At 61.9% G+C, this 23,417-nt stretch carries 15 protein-coding genes; 7 read left to right on the forward strand and 8 right to left on the reverse strand.

The genetic code is table 11. The annotated features are described in order from the left end of the window. Positions 1-32: 32 nt before the first annotated feature. Complete coding sequence (locus AAEZ10_RS04150) at positions 33-995, forward strand: alpha/beta hydrolase (RefSeq protein WP_350567882.1); 963 nt, start codon at positions 33-35, stop codon at positions 993-995. Positions 996-1,855: 860 nt separating this feature from the next. Here the strand turns inward: AAEZ10_RS04150 and AAEZ10_RS04155 are convergent. From AAEZ10_RS04155 to pvdM, 5 genes are all read right to left on the reverse strand, one after another. Further along, positions 1,856-4,339 (reverse strand): TonB-dependent siderophore receptor, encoded by a 2,484-nt coding sequence (locus tag AAEZ10_RS04155; RefSeq protein ID WP_350567885.1) that lies wholly within the window; start codon positions 4,337-4,339, stop codon positions 1,856-1,858. Between the two features lie 115 nt (positions 4,340-4,454). Further along, on the reverse strand, positions 4,455-6,104 hold the full coding sequence (locus AAEZ10_RS04160; protein ID WP_323168256.1) for a cyclic peptide export ABC transporter: 1,650 nt from the start codon (positions 6,102-6,104) through the stop codon (positions 4,455-4,457). A 109-nt stretch (positions 6,105-6,213) separates the two neighbouring features. Next, positions 6,214-7,101, reverse strand: coding sequence for a dihydropyoverdine dehydrogenase (pvdO, locus tag AAEZ10_RS04165; protein ID WP_151552277.1), 888 nt, complete (start codon positions 7,099-7,101; stop codon positions 6,214-6,216). A 36-nt stretch (positions 7,102-7,137) separates the two neighbouring features. Next, positions 7,138-8,424 (reverse strand): pyoverdine-tailoring periplasmic protein PvdN, encoded by a 1,287-nt coding sequence (pvdN, locus tag AAEZ10_RS04170; protein ID WP_350567889.1) that lies wholly within the window; start codon positions 8,422-8,424, stop codon positions 7,138-7,140. Then, on the reverse strand, positions 8,421-9,785 hold the full coding sequence (gene pvdM / locus AAEZ10_RS04175) for a pyoverdine-tailoring dipeptidase-like protein PvdM (protein WP_350567892.1): 1,365 nt from the start codon (positions 9,783-9,785) through the stop codon (positions 8,421-8,423). Before pvdM ends, pvdN begins: the two co-directional genes overlap by 4 nt. 207 nt (positions 9,786-9,992) lie before the next feature. Here pvdM and pvdP point away from each other — a divergent pair, with 207 nt between their 5' ends. After that, positions 9,993-11,618 carry a pyoverdine maturation tyrosinase PvdP gene (pvdP, locus tag AAEZ10_RS04180; RefSeq protein WP_350567895.1) on the forward strand — a complete coding sequence of 542 codons (1,626 nt, stop codon included), beginning with the start codon at positions 9,993-9,995 and terminating at the stop codon, positions 11,616-11,618. A 227-nt stretch (positions 11,619-11,845) separates the two neighbouring features. On the opposite strand, the gene AAEZ10_RS04185 is transcribed toward pvdP, so the two are convergent. The 3 genes from AAEZ10_RS04185 to AAEZ10_RS04195 are packed head-to-tail and all read right to left on the reverse strand — an operon-like array spanning position 11,846 to position 16,382. Next, entirely contained in the window at positions 11,846-13,240 is a 1,395-nt protein-coding gene (locus tag AAEZ10_RS04185) for an efflux transporter outer membrane subunit (RefSeq protein WP_350567898.1), read from the reverse strand. Positions 13,241-13,247: 7 nt separating this feature from the next. Beyond that, positions 13,248-15,218, reverse strand: a complete 1,971-nt coding sequence (locus tag AAEZ10_RS04190; protein ID WP_350567901.1) for a MacB family efflux pump subunit — start codon at positions 15,216-15,218, stop codon at positions 13,248-13,250. Continuing rightward, the gene (locus AAEZ10_RS04195) at positions 15,219-16,382 is read right to left on the reverse strand and encodes an efflux RND transporter periplasmic adaptor subunit (RefSeq protein WP_122706863.1); all 1,164 of its coding nucleotides are present in this window, start codon (positions 16,380-16,382) and stop codon (positions 15,219-15,221) included. It abuts the gene before it with no gap. Between the two features lie 279 nt (positions 16,383-16,661). Here AAEZ10_RS04195 and AAEZ10_RS04200 point away from each other — a divergent pair, with 279 nt between their 5' ends. The 5 genes from AAEZ10_RS04200 to AAEZ10_RS04220 all read left to right on the forward strand — a co-directional run bounded on the left by AAEZ10_RS04200 (position 16,662) and on the right by AAEZ10_RS04220 (position 23,413). Beyond that, positions 16,662-17,144 (forward strand): sigma-70 family RNA polymerase sigma factor, encoded by a 483-nt coding sequence (locus AAEZ10_RS04200; RefSeq protein WP_016773904.1) that lies wholly within the window; start codon positions 16,662-16,664, stop codon positions 17,142-17,144. 133 nt (positions 17,145-17,277) lie between these two features. Then, positions 17,278-18,615, forward strand: a complete 1,338-nt coding sequence (locus tag AAEZ10_RS04205) for a lysine N(6)-hydroxylase/L-ornithine N(5)-oxygenase family protein (RefSeq protein WP_041478512.1) — start codon at positions 17,278-17,280, stop codon at positions 18,613-18,615. 675 nt (positions 18,616-19,290) lie between these two features. Beyond that, positions 19,291-21,990 carry a magnesium-translocating P-type ATPase gene (mgtA, locus tag AAEZ10_RS04210; protein WP_350567906.1) on the forward strand — a complete coding sequence of 900 codons (2,700 nt, stop codon included), beginning with the start codon at positions 19,291-19,293 and terminating at the stop codon, positions 21,988-21,990. A gap of 230 nt (positions 21,991-22,220) precedes the next feature. Continuing rightward, the gene (locus AAEZ10_RS04215) at positions 22,221-22,655 is read left to right on the forward strand and encodes an ANTAR domain-containing protein (RefSeq protein ID WP_122706867.1); all 435 of its coding nucleotides are present in this window, start codon (positions 22,221-22,223) and stop codon (positions 22,653-22,655) included. A gap of 125 nt (positions 22,656-22,780) precedes the next feature. Continuing rightward, the gene (locus tag AAEZ10_RS04220; protein WP_016773908.1) at positions 22,781-23,413 is read left to right on the forward strand and encodes a response regulator transcription factor; all 633 of its coding nucleotides are present in this window, start codon (positions 22,781-22,783) and stop codon (positions 23,411-23,413) included. Positions 23,414-23,417: the final 4 nt, after the last annotated feature.

Genomic DNA, 23,417 nt, shown 5'->3' on the forward strand with positions numbered 1-23,417 from the left:
CCGTCTTATTGCAGATACAAGGATTTTTAACGATGTCGTTACACCCTGATCTGGAAGCTTTTCTCGACCTCGCTCAAGACAGCCAGGACGCCGGCTTGCCGGCCATGCACCAACTGACCCCGAGCGAGGCCCGCGCCACCTTCGAACAGACCACCGCGCAACTGCGCTGGCCAGCGCCGCAGGATGTTGAAGTCAGCGAGATTGAGACACTGGCCCGCGATGGTGCGGCGCTGGCGTTGCGGTTGTATCGGCCCAGCGGTGTTGCCTCGTCGCTGCCGGTGCTGGTGTATTTCCACGGTGGCGGATTTGTCGTTGGCAGTCTGGATTCCCACGACGGCGTCTGCCGCGAGTTTTGCCAGCGCACGCCGTGTGCGGTGCTCTCGGTCGGTTATCGACTGGCGCCGGAGCATCGCTTTCCGACAGCGCTGGAGGATGGCGAGGACGCTTTGGCCTGGCTGGCCGAACAGGCTGCGAGCCTCGGCCTGGATGGTTCGCGCGTTGCGTTTGGTGGCGACAGCGCGGGTGCCACGTTGGCGACGGTGCTGGCGATTCAGGCGGTGCGGCAGCCGCACACGGTGGCTATCGCGCCCAAGGCGCAGTTGTTGTGTTATCCGGTGACCGATGCTTCGCGGGTGCATGATTCGCGGCTGTTGTTTGGCGAGGGGTATTTGCTCGAGAACGACACGCTGGAGTGGTTTTATCAGCACTATGCGCGTGGGCCGGAGGATTATCTGGATTGGCGTTTTTCGCCGTTGCTGGCGGAGGATTTGCGTGGGGTTGCGCCGGCCATTGTGCTGCTCGCCGGGTTTGATCCATTGCTGGATGAGGGGCAGGCTTATGTCGACAGGCTGCGTGGGCAGGGGGTTGAGGTCGAGGTCGAGGTTTGTGCCGGGTTGACTCATGATTTGTTGCGGTTGGGGGCGGTGGTGCCTGGGGTTCTGGAGGTTTATTCGAGGGTGGGTGGGGCGCTTGCGCGGGCTTTTTGGATGGGGTGAATATCCGTTGCTTTGGTAGCGGCTGCTGGCGGTTTCGCCTGACGGCGACTTACTTTTTTACAAGCGCCCGGAATGCCGGCCCAGAAAAAAAATAAGCAAAAAACGCTAGCTCCTACGTTCGGCCCTCGCAGGCTCGGGTTCCATCGCTGCGGGACTGATCCGGGCGCAGCGGCTACGGTTTGCTTCGCTGCACCTCCTTCCGATGTGTCTGGCTGCGCCAGACGGTCGCTGCGCTCCCACCCCCGGATCAATCCCTCCACTCAGCCTTCCGACGTCGCCGGTGGATCAAGATCAAAAGCACTCGAGCTTGCGCTCATTGTTGAGTGGTGCGGCTTCGCCGCGGGCAGCTGCGCTGCCTTGCTTTTTGTTTTTTGTGGGAGCGAGCCTGCTCGCGAAGGCGTCCTGACAGCCGACCGATTTCTCTATGCCCGCACCTGATCCAACTGTAGGAGCCGCCGAAGGCTGCGATCTTTTGATCTGGCTTTGGCTTTGGCTTTTGATCCGGCTTTTGATCTTTTGCCCCTTCGGCAGGCTTCGTTACGGGATCGATCCGGGCGTGGGAGCGCAGCGACCGTACGACGCAGTCGTACACAGCGATTGTAGGTGCAGCGAAGCCAACCGTAGACGCTGCGCCAGGATCGGTCCCGTAACGAAGGTACCCCGAGCCCCAGCGAGCGGGCCGTACGCCGGGGCAAAGCCTTTTGGTTCCTTTTTGCTGGGCCGGCACTCCGGCGTTTGAAAAAGGGACTCGCTGTAAGAGCGAAACCGCCAGCGGCAGCACCCGCAACAACGGATATGCCCCCAATCCCAAAAATCAAAAAGCCCCGCCAAAGCGGGGCTTCTAAACAACATCAGACCAATCAGAAATCAGCCTTCACCGACATCACAAAATTGCGCGGATCCCCGTAGAAGTTACCGAACCCCTCGGTACCAATGGTCGCGTAATAACGCTTGTCGAACAGGTTGTTGCCGTTCAACGCCACCGACCAGGTGTCATCGATCCGATAACCGATGCGACCGTTCCAGACCGCATAACCCGCGCCGTCGACATTGTCCCCGCCCAGAGGCGAGACACGGTAAGTGCCTGTCTGCGCATTGACACCCGCACCAATGGTCACACGGTCCAGCGGCCCGCTCAGGGCGTAATCACCCCAGACGCGCAACAGGTGACGCGGCACGTAGGAGTTGTAGACCGCGCCATCCTGAGTGGCGTCGGCGTCTTCCAGCACTTTGGTCTGGGTGTAGGTATAACCGGCCAGCAATTGCAGGCGGTCGATCACTTCACCGCTGACTTCAGCTTCAAAGCCCTGGGCGCGGACCTTGCCGGAGTTGATCTGGCACGAACTGTCTTCGCAGCGCAGGTCATCCTGGGCCGCATCTTTCTGGATGGTGCGGAACAGGTTGAACGTGGTGTTCAGACGACCGTCGTACCACTCACCCTTGATCCCCAGCTCGTAGCTCTGGCCAATCAGCGGCTTGAGCGTGCTGCCGTCGATGGTTTTGTACGAGCCTTGCGGGGTGAAGATGTCGGTGTAGCTGGCGTAGGCGGTCAGGTTGTCGTTGAGGTCGTAGAGCAGGCCGGCGAATGGCGTGACCTGGCCGGTTTCGGTGGACTGGGTGTTGACCTCGGTGCCTTCGCCGCGGAAGTACTGCACCGAATCGGTATCGGATTTGTACCAGCTGACCCGGCTGCCGAGTACCAGGGTCATCGGGTCGGCGAGTTTCAGGCGGGCGATCGAGTAGGCGCCGTATTGCTTGATGTGCATGTCCACCGGGCCGCCACGGGAGGCGTTGGCCAGGTAGTAGCTTTCATCCGGCTGCGGGATGTTGTGGTTCGGGTTGAACACGTTCTGGCGCTGTGGCAATGCCGCCACCGCGTAGAAGTCGTCCTTGTGCGAACGGCTGGCGTTGGCGCCGACGATCAGTTCGTGCTGCTGGCCGAAGGCGTCGAATTTGCCGTCGACGTAAGCATCGAAGCCGTAGTCGCGCTGATCGTAATCATAGGTACTGCCGAGCATCAGCGTGTTGGTGGCGGTGGCGCCCAACGGCACTGTGCCGCTCGGGAAGGAATATTCCATGTCCTGAGTGTTGCGCGAGTAGACGCCGGCAACTTTCAGCGACCAGTCATCGTTGAACTGGTGTTTGACGTCGGCGAAGTAGGTGGCGCGTTTGCTGCGCTGGTTGTTCCACGAGGTGTTCAGGCAGGTGGAGCGTTTCAGGTGCAGGTCGGAGCCGTCGGCGTAGCGCGGCAGGCCGCCCCAGCACGGGGTGGCGTCGAGGTCTTCATAGGCCATGCCCAGACCGAGGGTGGTGTCGGGGCTGAGGTCGAAGTCCAGGGCGCCGTAGTAGATCTGATCACGGCGTTCAGCCACGTCGTAGAAATACTTACGGGTCTGCTGCGTCACCACGGCGCGGCCACGGACAGTGCCGGCGTCGTTCAGCGGGCCGCCGGTGTCGACCTGGCCGCGATAGTTATCCCAGGTCCCGGCCGACAGCGACAGCTGCGTGTGCGGGGTGTCCTGGCCGCGCTTGCGCACGAAGTTGACGCCGCCGGCGGTGCCGCCCGCGCCCTTCATCATGCCGGCCGCGCCGCGGAGGATTTCCACGCGGTCGTAGATGGCCATGTCACTGTTGAAGCTGTCCGCCTGCACGTAGCTGCTGCCGATGTCCAGCGGCACGCCGTCGTACTGGTACTGGCCGGTCATGCGGAAACCGCGCGAGTAGAAATACTTGCCGCCCATTGGCGAGTCGTAGACGGTGATGCCCGGGGTCTTCTCCATCACCTGTTCGATGGTGTTGAGGTTCTGGTCATCAAGCATCTTGCGGGTCATCACCGTGACCGACTGCGGCGTTTCCTTGAGCGAGTGCACGCCCTTGCCGATGGTCACGCCGCCGGTGGTGTAGGAGTTGCTGCCTTCGGTGGTGGCGCCGAGGCGGTTGGCGTTGACGTTGGTCGGCGCCAGCTCCATCGCGCTGCCGCCAGTGGCCGGGCCGAGCACGGTGACGGTGTTGCCGTCACGCTGATAGCGAATGCCGGTGCCGCTGAGCATGGCTTTCAGCGACTCGTCATCCTGATAGCGGCCGTTGAGGGCGCTGGAGCGCAGGCCTTGCAGGCTTTCCGGGCTGTAGACGATTTGCAGGCTGGTCTGCTGACCGAGGGTTTGCAGGGCCTGGGCCAGCGGTTGGGCCGGGATGTTCAGGGTCCATTCCTGGGCCTGGACATACGGCGCTGCCGCGAGGGTCAGTGCCAGACCCAGGCCGCTACCGGCCAGGCGTGTGCGGGTCGCGCCGTGCATCAGCAGGGCTCGAGTCAGAGGGCGAAGCATGAAACGGGATGCGGACATGAGGTTAAGACCTTGGCAGGTATAGTTGTTAATGGTTCTTATTCATCTCATTAAGACGAGGAAGCCGCGGCAAACCGGAAAAGTTTTTTCTCCGGCCCGGTCGCGGCTGCCTCGATCAAGCGGTTTGCAGTTCGCTTTTGACCCTGCCGGCCTCCATGCGCACCAGTTGGTCGGCGACGTCGAAGTAACGGTCGTCGTGGGAAATCACGATGATGGTTTTGCCCAGGCGCTTGAGGTCGGGCAGCAGCTCGGTATAGAAGATCCGCCGGAAGGTCGGGTCCTGATCCGCCGCCCATTCATCGAACACCAGCACCGGGCGCTCTTCGAGCCAGGCGTTGACCAGTGCCAGGCGTTTGCGCTGACCGGTGGACAGGTCGGTGGTGCTGAAGGCGCCGTCGCGCACGCTGACCTTGTGCGCAATCTCCAGACGCTCGAGGTAGCGGGTGGCATCCTGCGGCACTTCACGATCGCCCTGGATCAAGTCATCGAACAGGTAGTAGTCGGCGAAGATCGTCGTGAAGTTCTGCCGGTAATCGTCGCGGTTGACCGCAGTGATGGGCTTGTCGTTAACGCGAATTTCGCCCTCGGTCGGCGCGTACAGGCCCAGGAGCAATTTGATCAGCGTGGTTTTGCCGCAGCCGTTCTCACCGACGATGAACACGATGTCGCCCTGTTCGATACGCAGGTTCACCGGGCCGAGGCGGAACGGCTCGCTGCCTTCCACGGGAGGGAAGGCGTAGCGCACGTTGCGCAGTTCCAGGCTGTTGACGGCGGCTGGCTTGCTGCCCTGATCCTGCAGCAACAGGTGCGGCTCCGGGGAGGAGAACTGTTCGCTGAGTTCGGCAATGCGGCGGAAGGCAATCTGCGCGCGGCTGATGATCGGCAGGGTGCTGATCAAGTGTTCCAGCGGCCCCTTCATGTACAGCAGCACCAGAACGAAACCGCTCATCACCGCTTTGTCGGCACTCGGCCACAGCGATTGCAGGGCCAGGGCCATGCCGATGACCACGAAGAACAGCATCGAGCCAAACGACTTGGCGATGACGAAGGTGTTGATCGATCTGATCTGGGTGTCGCAGATTTTCTCGGCGGTTTTCTGAATGCCGGCGACGAACATGCGCTGGCGACGCGGGCGGTGGATACGCAGTTCCTTGGCGCCTTCGGCAATTGCGTTGTAGTGCTTCTGCAGTTCGTCTTCGGAGTCGCGGGCGGCGTAGAAACCGCGCATGCCTTTGGCCCGGGCGATGGCCTGGATGGTGGTGCCGATGGCGATGGCCACCAGCATCATCAGGAACATCGGCCACGACAGCATGGCCAGATAGCCGAGACAACCAAGGGTCACGGTCATGGAGATCGCCAAGGGCGCGAAGGCGAAGGCGAAGTCGCTGATGGTGTCGACGTCGTGGGTCAGCACCGGGATCAGGCGATGGCTGCGATAGCGTTCGATCTGGTCGATCGGCGCCGACAGGACTTTCTCCCCCAGCTCTTTGCGCAGTTTGGCGATGATGTGCTGGCCGACATAGTTGGTACCGATGTCCGACAGGATCGTGGTCAGCAGGGCCAGGGCACAGAGGCCGGCGAAGATCATCACCACAGTGCGGGTCAGGCCGTCATCGGAATGCAGGGCGTTGTTGATGGTCGCCAGCAGCACGGTGACGCTCAGGCCGCCGAGCATGCCGAGCACGATGGACGCCGAGACGATCAGGCGGAAGGGCTTGAGCAGGGCGAACAATTCGTTGATCGCCCCACGCGTAGGCTTGGTCATGGAGGATTCCTGCTTCGATGCGGAGGGAGTGCCGGTACTTAAGGAAAACGAATGGTCGCGGAGTTTCTTTAACCGAGCGCAGGCGTGGCTGCGCTCGTCGAGGGCGGGGTCAGAGGTCGCGTACTACGCGAAAGCCCAGCCAGTCGCCCTTGCTGGTCGGCCAGCTGCTGTTGCGGTTGCCCGAGCGGGAAAAGATCGGCGCCTCGCCCCAGTCATTGCCGCGCATGACCTGGCGTTCGCAGTTTTCCTGGGTCCATGGGCGACCGTCGGCGGGCACGCCGGAGTAGTCCGGGTGGTAGCAATCGGCGGTCCATTCGTAGACGTTGCCGTGGGCGTCGAACACGCCAAACGCATTGGCCGGGAAGGTGCCGGCCGGCGAGGTGAAGTTGTAGCCATCGGCCGCGCCGTAGGTGTTGGCGTGCTTGGAAATCTGGTAATCCTTGCCCTCATCGAACGGGAAGGGGAAAGGCCCGGTGCTGCCGCCACGCGCGGCGTATTCGCGGATCGATTCGCTTTGCAGGCGATAGGCGTGGCCGGTCTTTTTCGACAGCCAGTCGATGTAGCCCTGGGCTTCGGCGACGTTCATGCATACGGCCGGATCGCGTGGCGTCTGTTTGAATTCCGGCTTGCCGGCGGTGCAGCGGCGGCCGGGGCGGTCATCGAAGTCGTAGGGCTTGTTGCCGGTTTCGCGGACATAGGCGTCCCATTCGCCCACCAGCACCTGCGAGCGGCTGATAGCGAATGGTTTGCTGAACGTCACCGTGTGCAGCGGGCCTTCGTCGGGTTGGCGGCCGACCTCATCGTCCGGCGTGCCCATGGTGTAACTGCCGGTCGGCAACACGACCATTTCCGGGCAGTCCTTGCAATCCTTGAACACTTTGCCCGCAGCGGGTGCTGTCGCCGCGTGCGCGGTGCCGGGCAACAGGGCAGCGCAGAGGGCACTCAGCGCCAATGCGGGCAGGGCTTTGAAGGTGAGTGACGCGTGAGGCTTTTTCATGAGTCGTCTCTTTGAAAGGAAAACGGCAATCGAGGATCAGGCACGCAGCTTTTTGCCGAGGATGTCCATGAAGCGATCCACTTCGGCTTCGCTGTTGAGCAAGCCCGGGGCGGTGCGAATCACCGGCCCGACGTCGCGGCTGACCGCGTCGCAGATCACCCGGTTTTGCATCAGCCAGGCCGCCACTGCGTCGCTGTCCTGGCCCTTGATCCGGAAGAAGGTGAAACCGGCGGAGAACTGCGAGTCGAGCGGTGTCACCAACTCGATGTTGCGGTGCTCCTGCAATCGTTGCTTGAGGTAACTGTTGAGCTGATGAATGCGCGTCTGCACTTCGGCCTTGCCCAGTTGCAGGTGCAACTTGAAGGCTTCGTCCAGCGCCCAGCGATGCTCGAAAGCGTGGTAGCCGCCCGGGGTCATGATGGTCGAGAAAGCGGTGGCCTCGGAGAAGGTCGGCACGCTGGGGCTGACGTATTTCAGTTCTTCGGTGCGGCTGCAGACGATGCCGGTGCCGCGCGGGCCGAACATCCACTTGTGCGTGCCGGCGATGAAAAAGTCGCAGTTCATCTGCGGGAAACTCAAGTCGTCGACGCCAAATCCGTGCACGCCATCGACCACGTAGATCAGCCGATCCTGATCGGCACGCTGGCGGTTGTGCTCGTCGACCAATTGCGAGATTTCGCGGATCGGCAGCTTCACGCCGCTGCCCGAATGCACCCAGGTCATGCCCAACACACGGGTCTCGGGGCGGATATTGCGATTGATCGTGTCGAGCACCTGATCCAGAGAAATGCTCTGCGGGGTTTCGAACAGCTTGAGTTTGCGCACGCGCGTGCCGTCACGCCGGCTGCGGAAATCGAGGATGTTGCGCGTCGAATAATGCTCGTGAACCGTGGTGAGAATTTCCTGATCCGCGCGCACCTGCACGCTGCCGTAGATCATCGCCAGGCCTTCGGTGGTGCTGCCGGTCAGGGCGATCTGCGCCGGTTTGGCTTGCAGATACTTGCCGGCCCAGTGGCGCACGTTTTCTTCGCGTTTCTCGGTGACGCCCAGATCCCAATCCATCGCCAGACCCGGATTCAGATCCAGCGCTGCGCGATGGCGTTCGATCGCTTCGCGCACCGGTTTCGGATGTGAGGTGACGAGGAAATTGGCGAAGTGAATCGCCTGAGGATCCTGATCGAACATTTGACGCAACTGCGCCCATTTGTCCCGCGAGGCATTCGGCACGGCAGCGACGGCCGCCGGTGCAGTCAGGCTGGCGCCCAGGGGCAGCGCGGCGGCGAGCAGGCCGGCCTGTTTCAGAAAAGTGCGACGATCGGTCATGGTCGCGCCACCTCCTGGCGTGACGCCAGCGCCGGTTTCGCGGCTTTTTGCACCTGATCCCAGACGCGCATGAAGTTGCCGCCCCAGAGCTTGGCGATATCCGCTTCGGAGTAGCCGCGCTGCAGCAGTTCGGCGGTGACGTTGCGGATCTCGCCGACGTTTTCCCAGCCCTTGATGCCGCCACCGTCGTTGAAATCCGAAGCAATGCCGACGTGGTCGATACCGATCTTGCGTACCGTGTAATCGATGGCGTCGCCGAAGTCCTTGAGAGTGGCTTTCGGTTCTTCTTCGAGGATCGCGTAGAGGCCGCTGGCGTATTGGCCGAGCTTCTGTTCCGACCAGGCGGTGATGATCGGATCGCCCGGCATCAGCGCCATGGCCAGATTAGGCAGTGGCGGCAGATCGAAGCGCGCACGCAGCGCATTGAGTTTGTCCTGCGCGCCCTGGGTCAGCGGTTTCAGGTACTGCGAGAAGGCGACGACCTGCACCACGCCGCCACTGTTCTTGATCAGTTGCAGCTCTTTATCGCTGAGGTTGCGCGGGATATCCACCGCCGCCCGGGGCGCCGAGTGCGAGGCCACCAGCGGTGTACGGCTCAGTTCGGCGACTTGCTCGAGGGCCTTGGTCGACATCTGCGAAACATCGATGATCACCCCCAGATCGTTCAAGCGCTGCACCGCTTGTTTACCGATGTCCGACAGACCATCGAGGGCATCGGGCGAGTCATTGAAAAACGGCAGCGGCCGCGACGAGTCGGCCCAGCTGTTGTTGCCGATGTAACTGAAACCGAACATGCGCATACCGCGCCCGGCCCACAGGTCGAGCTTGCTCAGGTCATTGCCCAGTGGATAGGCGTTGAGCATGCTGATGAAAATCGCAAACTTGCCTTCGCCGTGCAGGCGGCGGAAATCATCCGGTGTGTAGGCGATGCCGGCCTGATTGGGAAAGTCGCGGACAATCCCGGAAATGATCTTGTAGCGCACTTCCTGCTGGTTGCGCGCCTCTTCGACAAAACCCTCGGTCGGACGGTGCGGGGCGTTCGGGCCGTTCCACATTTCCGGCCAGCCGAACACCGTCAACGCCGCGCCAGACAAGCGCCCACGATTGGCCTTGACCAGGTCGAACTGGCCCGAGCCATCCTTGTCGACTTCGTGGTCGTGGCTGCCGAAACTCAGCGGCACGGTGATGTGGCTGTCGAACGACAGCAGGCGATCCTGCAACTCGGTCGCCTGTTTCATCACCTTCACCGGGTAGCCGGGGTTGTTCAGGTAATCCCAGGCCAGAAATCCTGCGCCGGCACTGATCGCCAGGGCCAGCGGCAGGCCGATGAATAGAGCCTTTTTCCAACGCGGTTTTGTCATTGCCATCTCATTCAGGTTCGCCGTCGAGGTACAGGCGCAGGGGCCTTTGCTATCTGGGAAGAACGAGTGGCTGCACGGCTAATTTAGGTGTGCGTTACAAATGCCCGGCAGCGGCGCGGGTGATGTTTGCCGGCAGCGTAAATTTCCGCGCCGAGCAAACGTTCTAGCTTGGATAAAGCCTGCTTCATGGCTGACACAGGTAGGGCAATGACGATCTCTCGACGCTGGTTCATGGCGGGCATGGCACTCACGGGCGCCGCGCTGCCTGCCGCTTTTTATGCACATCGTGAACTGACTCGCGAGGAGTTTCCGATCACCCCGGGCGAGGCCACGGTCGATCTGGCGGACACCGCCGGGCAACAGCTGGCGGACAATTTGCGTGGGGTCTGGGACATTCGCTTTACCGGTGCGGCGGCGGGGCTTGATGGTCTGCCTGCGCAAGGTCTGGAACTGTTTCTCGACATCGCTCATCGTGGGCGCGGCCTGCGCGGTTATCTCGACACCGGAGCGAATCTGCGTGCCGAAGGGCCTGTGCGTTATCAAGTGGTTGGCGATCTGGCACCGGGCAACGGCGCCGAGATGTATTGGCGCCTGCTGCGCACCGATGAGCCGCTGGCGCCACCGGTGTATGAATTCAAAGTCAAACTGGATGAAGTCTGGGCGGCGTTCGGCAATGCCGGCAGCGCCTCGTTCACCGGGCAAGTGCTGCGTCTGGACCGGCCGTTGGCGTTGCCCGAGCTGGACAATCATTTCATCGCTATCAAGCGGCGTTTTCCCGAGGCCCGTGAACGCACCGGTCTGAATCCGCAACTGTTGGCCTGGCTGGTGGCGCCCGAGCATCGGTTGTTCCACCAACTCTGGCACGCTACCCGCGACAAGTGGCACAAGCTCTCGGAGAAAAAACGCGAATCGCTGCGCGGCATCGGCTGGCAGCCCGGGCCACGTGACAAGGAACGCGACGCCCGTGGGCCAAGCAAGGATCGCAATGGCTCGGGCGTGGATTTTTTCTTTATGCACCGGCACATGCTTGGCATCGCCCGCTCGATGCAGGATTTGCCATCGTGGCCGGCGTTCCCGCAGCCGCAGCCTGAGCTGGAGCGGGACCGCCAAGGCTTCGCGCGTTATTTCGACAACCACGACGGCAACTCACTGCCGCCGACCTGGCTGGCCGAGGGTGATGACGAGTACACCAAATGGGTCAGCGACATCAAAGCGGCGGAGACTTTCCAGAGCAATTTCCTGGTATGGGAATCGCAGTACCGTGACCCGCGCTACTTGTCGAAATTGACCCTTGGCCAGTTCGGCTCGGAAGTCGAACTGGGCCTGCACGACTGGCTGCACATGCGCTGGGCTTCGGTGGCGCGTGATCCGTCCAACGACATTCCGGTGCCGATGGCGCGCGATCAGGCGGACTTCGCTGCGCGCTGGTATGCGCCGGAAAACGACTTTCTCGGTGATCCGTTTTCCTCCCATGTGAACCCGGTGTTCTGGCGCTTTCATGGTTGGATCGATGATCGCCTGGAAGACTGGTTCCGCGCCCATGAACGTTTTCATCCGGGCGAAGTGAGCCGTCTGGAAGTCAACGGCGTGCCGTGGTTTGCGCCGGGACGCTGGGTGGAAGTCGCCGACCCCTGGCTCGGCCCCGACACCCACGGCTGCAGCACCGTGCCCGGCCTGCAAGCGGGGCGATCCGTGGAGATGGACCCGGAAACCATGAAACTGGCGCTGCGTATCACTTTTGGCGACGAAGACAACATGACCGAACTGTTCCGCAAAGTGCCACAGCGCCCTTGGTATGCGCGGCACTTGAAGGTCAAGGGCCGACAGCTCTAGATTGGTTCAACACATACTCAGGATAGGTCGCAATCCCCTTGTGGGAGCGAGCCTGCTCGCGAATGCGGAGTGTCATGCAGATGCATCAGTGCCTGACAGGACCCCTTCGCGAGCAGGCTCGCTCCCACAAATGAAATTCGGTCTGGACAGAAATTTTCGGCACGACCAAGGCTCCCTGTGGGAGCGAGCCTGCTCGCGAAGGCGTCAGTTCAGTCGACGCGTTGCCCTCAGATCACCTCCCAACCACCCCCCAACGCTTTGTACAAGGCAATGCTCGCCTGCAATCGCGACAGGCGCAGTTGTACGTTGAGGTCTTGCGCCGCATACAGCGTGCGCTGGGTTTGCAGGACGGTGAGCAGGTCTTCGGCGCCGGCCTGGTAGCGGCTCTGGGCGATGTCGAAGGCGGTTTGTGCCTGGTTCAGTTCTTCGCTTTGCCATTGCCGTTGTTCGTCGAGGCCACGAATGCTGCTGAGGGCTTTTTCGACGTCGGCGAAGCCGTTGATGATTGCCCCGCGATAGGTCTCCAGCAATTCGTCCTGCCGCGCCTTGGCCTTGTCGCGTTCGGCGCTGAGGCGGCCGTTGTTGAAGATCGGCGCGGTCAGCCCCGAGGACAGGTTGTAGAACGTCGTGCGCAGCAAATCGGCGGCCAGATCGGCGCCGCTGCCGAGGCTGGCGGTCAGGGTGATTTTCGGCAGCATCGCGGCGCGGGCGACGGTGACATCAGCCTGGGCTGCGGCGAGCTTGGCCTCGGCGCTGGCAATGTCCGGACGCCGACTCAGCAAGTCGCTCGGCACGCCGCTGGCGATGTCCGGCCAGTGCAGTTGGGCGAAGGATTGCGTGGGCAACGGCAACGCTTGCACCGGTTGACCGAGCAGGGCGGCGAGGCTGATCAGTGCTTCGCGGGCCTGTTGTTGCACCAGCGGCAGGCGACGCTGTTGTTCGGCCACCAGGCTTTTCTGCTGGGCCAGTTCCAGCGCGGTGGCGCTGCCGGCGTCGAAGCGGGTCTGCACCAGCTGCAGCACATTCTGCGCATTTTTCAGATTGAGTTCGGCAATGCGCGCCTGCTCACGCAAGGCCAGGGCTTGGGTGTAACTGTTGGCGACGCCGCTGAGCAAGGTCAGCTCGACGGTGGCGCGATCGAATTCGCTGGCCTGCACGCCGAACACCGCACTGTCGCGGGCGGCACGCTTGCCGCCCCAGAAATCGATTTCGTAACTGGCGCTGAGCTCGGCATCGTAATAGTCCAGCGAGCGATTCTCGGGACTGACATCCAATTGGCTGTAGCCCTTGCCGTGGATCAGTTTCTGCCGATTGGCATTCAGCCCGGCCTTGAGTTCCGGCAGCAGCGGGGCGCCGGCAATGGTTGCGCTGGCCTCGGCCTGTCTGACTCGTGCCACGGCGGCGGCGAGGTCGTAGCTGCCCAGCCGCGCCTGTTCCACCAGCCGCTCCAGTTCGGGGCTGCCGAACTGCGTCCACCATTGCCGATTGCTCTGCAGCGCGCCGGGGGTGTCGGCGGACTGCCACGCGCTCGGTGGCTGCACGCCGCTGTCGAGGCGCGGCGCCGGGCCGCTGCAGGCCGCCAGCAACAGGCTGGCGGCAAGGAACGTCAGTCGCACTTTCATAGGTCGATCATTCACTGGTAAGGGCCGTGACCGGGTCAAGCCGGGCAGCTTTGCGGGCCGGCATGAAGCCGAAAATGACCCCGGTGACCAGCGCACAGGCAAACGCACCGATCACCGCGAGCCCTTGAAAGGCGATCGCCACGCCGCTGAGCAACAACACGCCGCCGACCAGCAGCGCCAGGCCGATTCCGGCGATTCCGCCGACCACCGAGAGCATCAGCGCTTCAGTGAGAAACTGCCGCAGGATGTCGCGCTGACGGGCGCCGGTGGCCATGCGAATACCGATCTCGCGGGTACGTTCGCGTACGGTCATGAGCATGATGTTCATCACGCCGATACCGCCGACCAGCAGGGAAATCGCCGCAATCGCCCCCAGCATCAGCGACAGCGTGCCTTGCGTGCGCGCTTCGGCCTGGATCATCGCGGCATTGTTGGTCAGCTCGAAATCCTTCTTGCCGTGGTGCCGACGCAGCATTGCCTGTTCGATGGCCTGTTCGGCGTCCTTGACCTTGCGCGCATCCTTGGCCGCGATGACCACGTATTGCGGATTGCGGCTGCCGAACAGGCGCGTGCTCGCCGCCGAATAGGGCACGGCGATGCGGTTATCGCTATCGGAGTCGCCGGAGCTGGCGCCTTTTTCCGCAAGCACGCCGAGGATCTGGAACGGCACGTTTTCGATGAGGATGTATCGGCCGATGGGGTCGGCGACATCCTTGAGCAACTTGTCGCGGACCTTGGTGCCGATCACCGCGACAGCGGCGGCGCTGTCCTCGTCGGCCTGGGTGAAGTAGCTGCCCTGGATCACCGGCCAGTTGAAAATCTGCGGAAAGTTGGTGTCATTGCCGCCGACGTAGCTGCTGTGATCGGCGTTGCCAAAGCGCACCCCGGCGGTCGAGCCGTTGACCGGCATGATCCGTTCCACCTGGGGCAGGGCGGACAGTTCGGCGACGTCGTCGAGGGTGATGATGCCCTCCGGCGTACGCGGGTTCGGCGCCGAGCCGCTGAGGTAAATGATGTTCGAGCCGAACGCACCCATTTGCGCCATGACCTGCCGCTTGCTGCCTTCGCCGACGGCGAGCATGACCACCACCGAGGCCACGCCAATGACGATGCCCAGCAGGGTCAGCGCCGTGCGAAAGCGGTTGATCCACATCACCCGCCACGCCGCTTGTACAGCGTCGAGCAGTTCACCTTTCCAGGCGCCGGTCTGGCTGCTGCCGTTGCTCAGGCGCTGGCGCAGGTCGACCGCTTGCAACGCGCCGGGATTGGCCACAGGCGGCGCGCACGCGTGCTCGGCGCTGTCGCTGATGATCAGGCCGTCACGGATTTCGATGATGCGTTTGGCCCGTTGCGCCACTTCGCGGTCGTGGGTGATGAGGATCACCACATGACCCTGATCGGCGAGTTCGTCGAGCAGGGTCATGACCTCGGCGCCGCTGTGGCTGTCGAGGGCGCCAGTCGGCTCGTCGGCGAGGATGATATGGCCGCCGTTCATCAGCGCACGGGCAATCGACACCCGCTGTTGCTGGCCGCCGGAAAGCTGATGCGGACGATTGCCAGTGCGAGTGCCGAGGCCGAGACGTTCCAGCAGCGCGTGAGCTCGGGCATGCCGCTCGGCGGCCGGGGTGCCGGCGTAGATCGCTGGCATCTCAACGTTTTCCTGGGCCGAGCCGGAGGGAATCAGGTGGTAGCCCTGAAAGACAAAACCGAAGGCTTCGCGGCGCAGCCAGGCCAGTTCATCGCTGTCCAGCTGCGCGACATTTTCCCCGGCGAACAGATACTCGCCGCTGGTGGGACGGTCGAGGCAACCGAGGATATTCATCAGCGTCGATTTGCCCGAACCGGAGGCGCCGACAATCGCAACGAACTCGCCGGCATGGATCGACAGATCGATCCCGCGCAGCACTTCCACCAGCGGGCTGTCATCACCGCCATAGGCTTTGCGGATCTGCCGCAGATCGATCAGGGGCGTGTGCATTCAGCCTCCATGACCAGTGGCCGGCGCGCTGAGAACATGCTCGCCCTCGGCCAGACCTTCGAGCACCTGGGTGCGCAGGCGATCGCTGATGCCGGTGCGTACTTCACGCGCCTGAATATCGCCGTTGGCAGCGACGATCTGCGCCCGCTGCCACTGCGGACGCGAACCCGGTTGCAGGGCGGCAGTCGGCACGGTCAAAGTGTCTTGCGCCTGTTGCGCGACAAAGAACACCTGGGCGGTCATGTCGGTCATCAGGCTGTTGTCGGCGTTATCGACATCGAGCAGCACGGTGTACAGCACCACCCGTTCGCTGCCACTGCGACCACTGTTGGGACTGCCGCCCTGATTCTGTTCAAGCGGACGTGGTGGCACCGGCAGGATCTGCCGCACGGTGCTGCTCCAGCGCCGAGTGCCGCCGCTGAGGGTGGTGAAGTAGGCGGTCATGCCCGGTTTGACGTGGCCAATGTCGGCCTCCGAAACTTCGGCCCATACCGTCATCGGCGACAGTCGGGCGATGCGCAGGATCAGCGGGGTCTGTTGCTGCGCGTTGAGGGTCTGGCCTTCGCGCGCACCGACGGCGACCACGGTGCCGCTCATCGGCGCATAGATGCGCGTGTAACCGAGTTCGGCCTCGTCGCTGCGCAGGCTGGCCTGGGCCTGACGGATCTGCGCCTGGAACATGTCGATGCGCGCTTGGGTTGCGCGAACCTCGGCGCGCGCGGTCTGCACGTCTTCTTCGCGGGTGGCGCCACCGGCGGCGAGTTTCTGCTGGCGCTGGTATTTCTGCTGCGCCAGATCGTGCTGGGCACGTTGCTCCTGCAGCTGCGCCTTGAGGTTCTCGATGGAAAAGCGCCCGGCATCGAGCTTGGCTTTCTGTGTCGACGGGTCGATTTCCACCAGCAACTGACCTTCCTTGACCGTATCGCCGGCCTCGACGTGAATCTTCTGAATCTGCCCCGAAGCCTGTGCGCCGACATCCACATAGCGGCGCGGCTGCAAGGTGCCGAGCGCTGTCACGCTGTTTTCGATATCGCCGCGGCTGACCTGCACAGTGGCAACGGCGTCGCGACCGGGTGGCAAGACTTGCCAGGCAGCGACGGCGATCACGGGAATCAGACAGAGGGCGGCAAACAGCGCGCGACGGGCGGGGCGGGGACGATTCATGCAGGGTTCCGGCCAGTGGTTGCGGCCCGTCGCAAGGCACGACAGACACAGGGGCTGTCCTGTAAACGAGGCATGGGCGACGCAATTTAGCCGCAGACACATCGAGTCACCGCAGCCGGGCCACGACTATTTGTCCGGGATATCGAATCAACTCTTTAAATCTATATGAGAATTACTATAAATTACGCACCTCAAGTTGCCACTATCTTGCTACTGCGTGATTTGCAGTTCTGATCAGTGCGCTCAAGGACAGAAACGGCATCGATGCGGTCGGGAGTCATGTTGGAAAACTACTATCGTGAGCTGGTGTGTTTCCTCAACGCCAGACTGGGCAACCGTCAGGTCGCCGAGGATGTGGTGCATGACGCCTATGTACGCGTGCTGGAGCGCTCCAGCGAGGTGCCGATCGAACAACCCCGGGCCTTCCTTTATCGCACCGCGTTGAACCTGGTTATCGACGATCACCGCCGCAACGCGCTGCGCCAGGTCGAATCGCTGGACGTGCTCGACAATGAAGAGCGCTATTTCACCCCGTCCCCCCACGGCACCCTCGATCACGGACAGCGCCTGGAAATGCTTCAGCGCGCACTGGCCGAGCTGCCGCCGCTGTGCCGCGACAGTTTTCTGCTGCGCAAGATCGAAGGAATGTCCCATCCGGAAATCGCCCAGACCCTCGGCATCTCCCGGGCGCTGGTGGAAAAACACATCGTCAACGCCATGAAACATTGCCGCCTGCGCATCCAGCAATGGGATGGCCAGTGAGCCGCGCCGGTTAAATTTCCTTTCATCGTCCTCGTTCCTACTCAACAGACGACCTGCTGACCTGATTCAGGCCGGTCAGGCCACCCAGGCTTTATTTCCCCGCGTTGAGGGGTTCATCCAGAGGACACTGGAAATGACACAGGCAATTGCATCGCCCATCGTTCACGACCTGATCGGCGTCGGTTTCGGCCCTTCGAACCTGGCACTGGCCATCGCCCTGCAAGAGCGGGGCCGGATTCAGGGCGAACTGGATGTGCTGTTCCTCGACAAGCAGGCCACTTACAGCTGGCACGGCAACACCTTGTCTACGCAGAGCGAGTTGCAGATTTCCTTCCTCAAGGACCTGGTGACCCTGCGCAATCCGACCAGCCCGTATTCTTTCGTCAATTACCTCAAGCACCACGGGCGTCTGGTCGACTTCATCAACCTCGGCACTTTTTATCCATGCCGCATGGAGTACAACGACTACCTGCGCTGGGTGGCCGGGCAGTTCACCGAGCAGAGCCGTTACGGTGAAGAAGTGCAGTTCATCGAACCGGTGTTGCACAACCAGCAGGTTGAAGCGCTGCGGGTGATTTCCCGGGGCAGCGACGGCCAGCAATTCGTGCGTACCACACGTTCGGTGGTGGTCAGCGCTGGCGGCACACCGCGCATTCCGGAGGCGTTCAAGGCGCTGAAGGGCGATCATCGCGTGTTCCACCATTCGCAGTATCTGTCGCAAATGGCCAGACAGCCTTGCGTGAACAATCAACCGATGAGCATCGCCATCATCGGAGGCGGACAGAGCGCGGCGGAAGCCTTTATCGATCTGAACGATTCATTCCCGTCGGTGCAGGTCGACATGATCCTGCGCGGCTCGGCCTTGAAGCCTGCGGACGACAGCCCGTTCGTCAACGAAGTGTTCTCGCCGGAATTCACTGATCTGGTGTTCCAGCAGAACAGCGTCGAGCGCGAGCGTCTGGTCAACGAGTACCACAACACCAACTATTCGGTGGTCGACATCGACCTGATCGAACGCATCTACGGCATCTTCTACCGGCAGAAGGTTTCCGGGATTGCCCGTCATGCGTTCCGCACCCTGACCACCGTCGAGAGCGCCACTGCCACGGCAAACGGCATCGAACTGGCCGTGCGCAACAACGCCACCGGCGAAGTCACGGTGCGAATCTATGACGCCGTGGTGCTGGCCACCGGTTACGAGCGGCAGATGCACCGCAAATTGCTCGCGCCGCTGGAGGAATACCTCGGCGAATTCGAAGTCGATCGCAACTACAAACTGATCACCGACGAGCGCTGCAAGGCCGGCATATATATGCAGGGCTTCTGCCAGGCCAGCCATGGCCTGAGCGATACGCTGCTGTCGGTGCTGCCGATTCGCGCCGATGAAATCGCTGGCTCGTTGTACGAGCATGGCAAACAGCGCGGGCACAGCCGTTCCGTGGCGGAGCTGTTGTTGGCGACTGCCAGCTGAATCTGCATTGTCTGACATATCGCCTTCGCGAGCAGGCTCGCTCCCACAATGGTTCTGTGAACGCAGGCCAGAATGTGGGAGCGAGCCTGCTCGCGAAGGGGCCATGGAAAGCCCCACATATGATCGTTCCCACGCTCTGCGTGGGCATGCAGCCCGGGACGCTCCGCGTCCATTTCAGAAGCCGAACGCGGAGCGTCCGATGAGGCGTTCCTACGCTGAGCGCAGGAACGATCGCGGGGAAATTCTGAACCCTTCCTGAACACCCCCCACATTCCCCGAAAACACCTCTTCCAGCCGTTTAGCTGCGGGCGTAAGCTGCGCGCGTTTTCATCAATTGCGGAGACCCACAGTGGGTACTTGTTCGAGTGACAGTTGTCGGCCGGTCTCGATCACCGGCAGATTCTCGGCAAGATAACGCGCAGCCTTTCCCTGCCGTTGTCTCGCCGTAACAGCGAGCAGCGGCATCCCGTGCACGGCCAGTTCTGGATCGTGTCTCGACGTCCTTCTCAACGACGCTGAACCAAGCGTGCTGACGACCTCAATCGTCAGCGCCGCCTATCGACACGCCTGTCATTCCCGACCGGCGTGCCACGTCTTGCCGTGCCGGTTTTCCCGGTGCCAGGGCGCGGCGGTACCTGCTCGATGGTTTCCCGGCTGACCACAGGGGACACAGCCATGAAACTCACGCTCAAGGAATTTTTCGCAGGCTTTCTGCGCAGCCGCCACATCGCCCGGCACTTCCGTCGTCTGGCGCTGCTGGATTCGATCAATGACACCACGGTCAGCCGTGAAGTGCCGCCGACGCTGGCCAACACGCTGGTCGCTGCCGCCCATGAAGACAGCGCTGCGTTGCTGTCATCGCTGGGCACGCACGGCGAGGGGCTCACCGAGGTCGAGGCCGATGTACTGCGCGCGCAACACGGCCTTAACGAAGTCGAACACGAGCAGCCGCTGCCGTGGTGGACCCATTTGTGGCACTGCTACAAAAACCCGTTCAACCTGCTGCTGACCTTACTCGCGGTGATCTCCTGGCTGACCGAAGACCTCAAGGCGGCCGTGGTGATTTTCTCCATGGTGGTGCTGTCGACGCTGCTGCGCTTCTGGCAGGAGAGCAAATCCAATCAGGCTGCCGATGCGCTCAAAGCCATGGTCAGCAACACCGCTACGGTGCTGCGCCGGGATGTGCCACGGCGGGAGCTGCCGATCAAGCAACTGGTGCCCGGCGATCTGATCGTGCTCTCGGCCGGCGACATGATTCCCGCCGATTGCCGCGTGCTCAGCGCCAAGGACCTGTTCGTCAGCCAGGCAGCGATGACCGGTGAATCGATGCCGGTGGAAAAATTCACCCGGCAGACCGATCGCGACACGCGTAACCCGCTGGAGCTGGACAACATTCTGTTCATGGGCACCAACGTCGTGTCCGGCAGCGCGATTGCACTGATTCTCACCACCGGCAACAGCACCTACTTCGGTGCGCTGGCGCAACGGGTCGGCGCGACGGACCGGGCGGTGACCTCGTTCCAGCAGGGGGTCAACAAGGTCAGCTGGCTGCTGATCCGCTTCATGTTCGTCATGGCGCCGCTGGTGCTGTTCATCAACGGTTTCACCAAGGGCGACTGGAGTGAAGCGCTGCTGTTCGCGCTGTCGATTGCCGTCGGCCTGACCCCGGAAATGCTGCCGATGATCGTCACTTCGACCCTGGCCAAAGGCGCCGTGTTTCTGTCGCGCAAAAAGGTCATCGTCAAACGTCTCGACGCGATCCAGAACTTCGGCGCCATGGATGTGCTGTGCACCGACAAGACCGGCACCCTGACTCAGGACAAGATCTTTCTGGCGCGTAATGTCGATGTCTGGGGTGAGGATTCTGACGCTGTGCTGGAACTGGCCTACCTCAACAGCTACTACCAGACCGGCCTGAAAAACCTGCTGGATGTCGCCGTGCTCGAACACGTGGAAGTCCATCGCGAACTGAAAGTCGGCAGCGTGTTTCGCAAGGTCGATGAGATCCCGTTCGACTTCAATCGCCGGCGCATGTCGGTGGTGGTGGAGAGCCGCGGTCAGCCCCATCAACTGATCTGCAAAGGCGCGGTGGAAGAAGTGCTGGCGGTGTGCAGCCGGGTGCGTCACGGCGAGGTCGATGAAGTCTTGAGCGATGAATTGCTGGCGCGGATTCGCCACGTCACCGGTGCTTTCAACGCCGAAGGTCTGCGCGTGGTGGCGGTCGCGGCTCGCTCAATGCCAGCAGGGCGCGAGATTTACAGCCTGGCCGATGAGCAGGAACTGACGCTGATCGGTTACGTGGCGTTCCTCGATCCGCCGAAGGAAAGCACCGCGCCAGCGCTCAAGGCTTTGGCCGAGCATGGCGTAGCGGTCAAGGTGCTGACCGGTGACAACGAACTGGTGACGGCGAAAATCTGCCGTGAGGTCGGCCTCGCCCAACAGGGTTTGCTGCTGGGCAATGACATTGAGCGCATGAGCGATGCCGAACTGGCCGTGGCGGTTGAGACGACCAACGTCTTCGCCAGACTGACGCCATCGCACAAAGAGCGCATCGTCGGCATTCTCAAGGGCAACGGCCATGTGGTCGGGTTCATGGGCGACGGCATCAACGACGCGCCGGCGCTGCGCAGCGCCGACATCGGCATTTCCGTCGACAGCGCGGTGGACATCGCCAAGGAAGCGGCGGATATCATCCTGTTGGAAAAAAGCCTGATGGTGCTGGAGGAGGGCGTGCTCGAAGGGCGGCGCACCTTCGCCAACATGCTCAAGTACATCAAGATGACTGCCAGCTCCAACTTCGGCAATGTGTTCTCGGTGCTGGTTGCCAGCGCGTTCATCCCGTTCCTGCCGATGCTGCCGATGCACCTGCTGGTACAGAACCTGCTGTACGACATTTCGCAGATCGCCATTCCGTTCGATAACGTCGACGACGAGATGCTGAAACAGCCGCAGCGCTGGCAGCCGGCTGACGTCGGGCGCTTCATGCTGTTTTTCGGCCCGATCAGTTCGATCTTCGATATCACGACGTTCGCCTTGATGTGGTACGTGTTCGACGCCAACACGCCGGATCACCAAACGCTGTTCCAGTCCGGCTGGTTCGTGGTCGGGTTGCTGACCCAGACGCTGATCGTGCACATGATCCGCACGCCGAAGATCCCGTTCCTGCAAAGCCGCGCCGCCATGCCGCTGATGGTGATGACCGGGGTCATCATGGCGGTCGGCATCTTCCTGCCAATGGGGCCGCTGGCGCATTACTTCAAATTGCAGGCGCTGCCGTCGCTGTATTTCGTGTTTCTACCGGTGATTCTGCTGGCGTACATGACGCTGACCCAAGCCGTTAAAGGCTTCTACATCCGCCGGTTCGGCTGGCAATAACCGCCATGGAATGCTTTCCCCTGTGGAAGCGAGCCTGCTCGCGAAGGCGTCGTGTCAGTCAGTACATCTCTGACTGGTATAGCCCCTTCGCGAGCAGGCTCGCTCCCACAGGGGATATTGGTGCGTCAGGGCCGCCGGATAAATGAGCGGGTTTTTAGGAAAAGTCCTACAGAGCTATCCCCGACGCTTGCGTAGTCTTGCCCTCCCCAAACCTCACCGGGAGAATGACCATGAGCAACAAAGCGTTGCGCATCCTGATCGCCGACCCGCAGCATTTTCATCGCATGAAAATCGAGCGCCTGTTCAACGCGCTCGGCTACTACCGCGTCGCCCCGGTGCAGACTCTCGGCGAACTGTTGACCCTGGTTGACTATGGCTGCGAGCCGTTCGATGTATTGGTGATCAATGCCGAGCTGGCGGCAGGCTCCCTGGATCTGTCGGGCTTTCTGCTCGATCACCCACAGGTTCGCCACGCTCTGATCTACAACGAACCGTCGGCGCCCTTGCTGGCGGTTGCGGGGTTTGCTCAGGAAAACGCGCAGATCAGCCCGACGCCATTGCCCAATTCACAGCTCATCGGGCAGGTGATGGCGAGAGTCGAAGCTTGCGACGAACGCCAGGCAGCGCCCGACTCTCACGCGTCGTTGCGCCATGCCAATGCATAAAAAACCACTCTGCACAACTGTCAGACCTGACAGGTGATTCTCTTGCTCATCCATGTAACAGTGCCGGCGCGGCCACCGACTCCGGGACAGACTGTTGCGGTGTCTTCGATTTTGCAGGAGTACCAATGAAGTCAGCGCTGATCGTCGATGATCACCCAGTCGTGCGCGCGGCCATTCGAATTGTCCTGCAGGCTCAAGGCTTCACGCAGATTCATGAAGCGTCCAATGGCAATGAAGTCGTGCCGTTGATCTGCGCGCATGATCCGCACCTGGTTGTGCTCGATCTGGGGCTGGGATCGATGGACGGTCTGGAAGTGCTGACGCGAATCCAGATCAAGGCGCCGACGGCGCGTTGCCGGGTGCTGGTGTTCAGCATGCATGAGCCCACGCATTATCAAGAGCGTTGTCTGCGCGCCGGCGCGAGGGGCTACGTGACCAAGAGCAATCAACTGACTCTGCTGCACGAAGCCATCAAGGCATTGATGTCCGGCCACACTTATTTCTCCGCATTGCCCAATACCAGCGGTCTGTACAACGCCGTGCAACGCACGGAAAAGGAGCTGATCGCGCAGCTGTCCGATCGAGAGTTATGCATTTTCGTGAATCTGGCGCTGGGCAAACCGAACAAGGCCATCGCTTTGGAAATGCACCTGAGTCACAAAACCGTCAGCACCTACAAGACCCGCATGATGGCGAAACTTGGCCTGGGTTCGCTGGTGCTTCTGCGTGAGTTCGCCAAGCGCAATCACTTGATCTGAGTAC

It is taken from the genome of Pseudomonas sp. H26/SER47-MNA-CIBAN-0231, from assembly GCF_040310465.1.
GTDB lineage: Bacteria > Pseudomonadota > Gammaproteobacteria > Pseudomonadales > Pseudomonadaceae > Aquipseudomonas > Aquipseudomonas atacamensis.